The organism is Candidatus Woesearchaeota archaeon, assembly GCA_026394965.1.
In the GTDB taxonomy this organism is placed as follows: Archaea; Nanobdellota; Nanobdellia; order Woesearchaeales; family 0-14-0-80-44-23; genus JAPLZQ01.
Genome location: JAPLZQ010000050.1, coordinates 1 through 4852, shown reverse-complemented (window position 1 = coordinate 4852; position 4852 = coordinate 1). Strand labels below are relative to the sequence as shown.

Annotated in this window: 5 protein-coding genes; 1 reads left to right on the top strand and 4 read right to left on the bottom strand. The window is 37.6% G+C overall.

Annotated features, from left to right (window positions below; genetic code table 11):
* On the top strand, nucleotides 1-1236 hold a 1236-nt coding region (locus tag NTV63_02080), incomplete at its 5' end, for a hypothetical protein (protein MCX6709723.1).
* Between the two features lies 1 nt (nucleotide 1237).
* Here NTV63_02080 and NTV63_02075 read toward each other — a convergent pair.
* The 4 genes from NTV63_02075 to NTV63_02060 all read right to left on the bottom strand — a co-directional run bounded on the left by NTV63_02075 (nucleotide 1238) and on the right by NTV63_02060 (nucleotide 4843).
* Nucleotides 1238-1972: a glycosyltransferase family 2 protein gene (locus NTV63_02075; protein MCX6709722.1), complete on the bottom strand. Its 735-nt coding sequence runs from the start codon at nucleotides 1970-1972 to the stop codon at nucleotides 1238-1240.
* Nucleotides 1969-2754: a glycosyltransferase family 2 protein gene (locus NTV63_02070; protein ID MCX6709721.1), complete on the bottom strand. Its 786-nt coding sequence runs from the start codon at nucleotides 2752-2754 to the stop codon at nucleotides 1969-1971. Before NTV63_02070 ends, NTV63_02075 begins: the two co-directional genes overlap by 4 nt.
* Nucleotides 2681-3640, bottom strand: a complete 960-nt coding sequence (locus NTV63_02065) for a phosphotransferase (protein MCX6709720.1) — start codon at nucleotides 3638-3640, stop codon at nucleotides 2681-2683. Before NTV63_02065 ends, NTV63_02070 begins: the two co-directional genes overlap by 74 nt.
* Before the next feature lie 90 nt (nucleotides 3641-3730).
* Entirely contained in the window at nucleotides 3731-4843 is a 1113-nt protein-coding gene (locus NTV63_02060; GenBank protein ID MCX6709719.1) for a permease, read from the bottom strand.
* Nucleotides 4844-4852 lie beyond the last annotated feature (9 nt).

Here is a 4852-nt window from a genome sequence, read left to right as displayed (position 1 = left end):
TTTGCATCCTCCTCATCTTCATCATCCTGGAACATAGAAGAACCGGAAAAAACAGCCCTATTCTTCACCCTGTTCATAATGGCAAGCTACTTCTTCATGGAACTTCAGCTGAGTTTCTACATAGACCTGACATACTCCCTGCTATGCGCACTATTCATGATATACCTGACCATATTCAATGAGGACTGCACAAAAAACAACATCACTCTTGCAATAATAATATTCCTGATGATGATGGCAAAGAACACAAGCTACATACTTCTCCCAATATTCTTCGCAACATCGGCAATATACTTCCTTGCCACAAAAAAAGAAAAAAAATGGCAGTACTTAAAAAGGATTGGGATAGTATTCTTAGGAGGGATATTCCTGTATTTCTTGATTGGAACAGGGCTTTCAATAGGAAAAATAGATAGGGACATAGGATTCGGCTACACCGGAAGCATGATGAGAGAAATTGATCACGTTAGCGGGATATCGAAAAAAATAGCATATTATGCAAAGACCATAATTGAAAAGCCCATTATCCCGAATAATTATATGTTTATAAAATTCAATTCTGTTTGGCTTTCATTGCTGGTGTACCTGTCGGCAGCATATTTTGCAATAATGAAGAAAAACTGGTTTATGATTAGCCTTTTTATCACGGGAGAAGTGTTCCTGTTCATTTTTTTCAACATAATAGGATACGATCATGCGCTCAGGTATATCCTGCCGTTCTATTTTATTTACCTTTATTTTTTCTACATACTTGCAAAAGACATTCTTGATAGGACTTTTAAAAAAAAGAAATGGATTATTGCTGTAGGAATAATCTTAATCCTTGGAATTTTTAACATGGTTCAATTGAATAACAATCTTAAAAGATTAAGCCACCCATATCTTTGGCCAATATTTTTAGCTAAACTTGTTCCAGAAGATATAAAGGGATATCCTGGCATTTATGCCACAAAGGGCAATCCGTTCAATGAGTATGTCAGCTCAATAATAGATATTGATATGAAGATAATGGCAAGAGAAGGAAGCATTAGTGTTAAGAGTTTAAGAGATAATCTGTGCCTGGTTGAAAAACGCTTCTGCTACAATATTATCGGTCAGAATTACAATATGGAGGAAAATCCGGATTATGCAATAACTTTTGATTTGGAAACCCTGCCCTTTAATTATTCAATAATCAATGAGATTGAGTATCCTGGAAATAGCAAAGGATATTTTGTTAAGGTTGTTTCAGGCTGAACTATTCTTTTAATATTCTAAACTTTAACGCCCGGAAAAGCATATAAACCATAACTTTTATGAGTTGAAAGGAAGAAGGCGCCTTGGCATTCCTGTGGTAAAGCGCTTTAACCCCTATTTCAGAGAATTTTTTCCTTATTTTAGCTGTCTCAATCACGCTGTCAAGAGTCCACCTGTAGTCATCATGGCATTTGTCAAGAGCAAATCCCTTTACCTCCTTGAGGGAATAAATCCGGAAGCCCGTGTGAATCTCAGAAACTCCGAACCCAAAAGCCCAGTTGAGCATTCTGTCAAATGCAATGTTGCCGATGGCTTTCCATTTCGGCATTTCAGAAATATCTTTAGCATTCTTGACCCTTGAACCGAAAACTATGCTTGAGCTGTCTGATTTTATTTTCCTGTAAAGCGCCATTATCTTTTCTGCAGGATACTGAATGTCGCTGTCATATTCAACCAGATAATCAAAATTTTCCCTGAATGCATATCGGAAAGCAACCTTCTGCGAGCCGCCATACCCAAGATTTCCTGGATTTCTTATCAATCTAACATATGCCCTGCCTTTTGAGAATCTCTTGGCAATTTCATAAGTCGAGTCTGAACTGCAGTTATCCACAAAAAGAATGTCAAAAAGGAGTTTTTTCCGAACCTCAAGAAGGCAAAAAAGCGCCTTTTCTGCTGTTTTTTCCACATTATACCCTGGAACAAAAACAAGGATTTTATCGTGCATTTCTTTCATTTTTCATCTTTCTCAAAAGCAGCCAATTCATCAGGCGTTCCTATCACATGAACCTTTTCTGAAGGTATTAATTTGACATACACTTCCTTATTGCCCTTCAGAAGTTCATTGTAAACCGGCGCAACATACCTTTCTATATGAGAATTTTTCTTATAATACTCATTGACAGAATGCTTGAACAGCGAAAAGCTTTTGAAATAATAAAGTCCTATTGTTCCAAATTCTGAAATCCTCTCTTTCTCAGCAATTTTCTTCAATCTCATATTCCTGTCAAATTCAACAAAGCTCCAATGTGCGCCTTTTGCTGGAAAGGAAGGAATCCAGCCGTCGCCTTTTATGTCCTCTTTTTTAATCTCTCCCTGCTCAACATAGGTGTCAATGTTGTAGATTATGATTGGCTCATCAGGGTTTAATTCTGCCTGTTCTGCCTTGAGCGCTGTCTCTGCCTGCCCAGAGGTTGGTTCCTTAAGAAGAATAACTTTCCTTTTTTTTATTCCTAATGTTTCGCATTTTTCATTTATGAATTCAGCATTCTTCGGCAAATCAAGCGCAACAAATATAAAATTGCAGTTAAAAAAGTCCCTGAGAGTTGAAAGAGCCCACTCAAACATGGTTTTCCCTTTTACTTTTATCATATGCTTGGGAAGGGCTTCCCTGAAGCCTAAAAAGCGCTTTCCCTGTCCTGCCATGGTGATTATTATGTTGATTTTATCCTCTGTTATGGTAAAAAAGCTCCAATCCCCGCGATAAGAAAACAAGCTGGTTATTAAAATTCTCCGCATGAAGCGGAATCATGCTTAAGAAGAGCATTGACTCAATAAGCCTTATCTCTTTTGCATTTGTATCATTAAGGAAAAGCTTTTTGAAAAGCCTTGATACAGAAATCTGCTTTTTTGATGCGAAAATCCTGTACTTTATGCTGTTGTTCCTGAAAGAAATTTTATACCTGCCGTCAAGAATAAGCTCATAAAATCCCATAAAGCTGTGGGATAGCTTTGCAAGGTCATATTTGGGGTCGCCATAAATTGAATAATTCCCAAACCTGCCTCTCGGGTCTATTAGTTTTATTTCAGAGTTTTTAGGGTTGAATAGGATGTTATTTGCGCACAGGTCGCCGTGTATCAGGCAGAAATTCCTTTCCGGAAGGAATTTGATATAAGAAGTAAAGCAATTCCTCAGGTCTCTTTTGAATTTTTTCATAGAATAGTTAATTCCGTTTATTGTTATATCTCTGCTAAAAAGGCTTTTCCAGTCCTTCTGGTTTAAAAGTTCATCAAGCCGTTTTATCGTCTTATCGTAATACATCTCTTTTATGCTTTTTTCATGTTTTTTCCTGTCATATTCTGAACTGAAAGAATGGAAATCATAAAGCATGAGCTTTATTTTTTCAAAGAATATTTTCCATTGCGAAAGGGAAAGATTGTCTTTGCACAGATGCGCGGAGATTGGGCCGCCCCTGTAAAATTTCATTGTCAGGTTTGGGGAAATCCCAAGCGAGTAATCATATATTCTCGGGAGGTATCTGGAAAATTTTTTTGGAAAATTGAGATACCACCGGATTTCATCATTCATTTTTTCATAGAATATGCTGCTCTTTGTGATAATGCCTTTTTTACGGTTAATCTCAAAATTATTGAAGAATCTTTTCGTTATTTTGTCAGGGGGCATTTCAACACTTCGGTATATTATAATTAAAACCTCTTTGATTTTAAAAGTTTTCTATATGGAAAAAAAGTTAATTAAGGAATTTAAAAAAAATCAAATCATCCCAAAAATCAATCCAGCTGCTGTGGAGTAGGCAATCACAAGAAGCACATAAACTGATGTTTTTCTTGCGCCCATTATCTTCTGCAGTGCAAGCATGGAAGGAAGGCTTAATGCCGGGCCTGAAAGCAGCAGGGCAAGAGCAGGGCCATTTGCCATACCCTTTGCAATCAACGCCTGCATTATGGGAATCTCAGTCAGGGTTGAGAAATACATAAATGCACCGAATACTGAAGCAGTGAGGTTTCCTATGAGGGTGTCCCCCCCAACAAGATTCTCAATCAGCTTCTCAGGTATAAGAGGCATAAGGAAGCCTGCAATAAAAACTCCAAAGAAAAGGATTGGGAGTATTGTTTTTGCAAATCCCCATGATTCATTAATCCATTCGTTCCTTGTCTCCTTCCTGAACTTAAAGGATGAGATAAGGGTTATGAAAATAACAAGGAATGCAATTATTGAGTACTTCAAAGTTTTTCCAATCTGAAGCCCGTTTACTACAAGGATGAGCACAAGTGAAAGGAAAAAAGGGATTAATACTGATTTCTTAAGAGGAATTTCTTTCCCCTTTTCAAGGAATATTTCGCCAGCATCCTTATTCTCTCTGAAGATGAGAGCCATTGTGATTCCAACTATTATGGAGATTGCTATTGAGAAAATTATCCTTGCAGCCCCGATTTTAGCGCCAAGAACGCTTATCGTAAGAAACATTGCAGCTATATTTATTGCAGGCCCTGAAAACAGAAAAGTCACAGCAGGCCCGAGCCCTGCGCCCCTTTTTCTTATCCCTGCGAATATGGGAAGTATTGTGCATGAGCACACTGCAAGTATTGCCCCTGAAATTGATGCAAAAGCATATGCAAGCGGTTTTTTGCTCCTGCTTCCAAGATACTTAAGAACTGATTCCTTTTTTATGAAAACAGATATTGCGCCTGCGATGAAAAGAGCCGGAATAAGGCAGGTTATTACATGAAGCCGCGCATAATCCTGAAGCATTGAGATTCCACTCAGAAATGAGCTTTCAAACCACACGCTTCCTTTTGGGATTAAATAAAATACTGATAATACTGCAATTATAGATAATAAGATTTTAACATCACTTTTTTCCATTTCAAACCT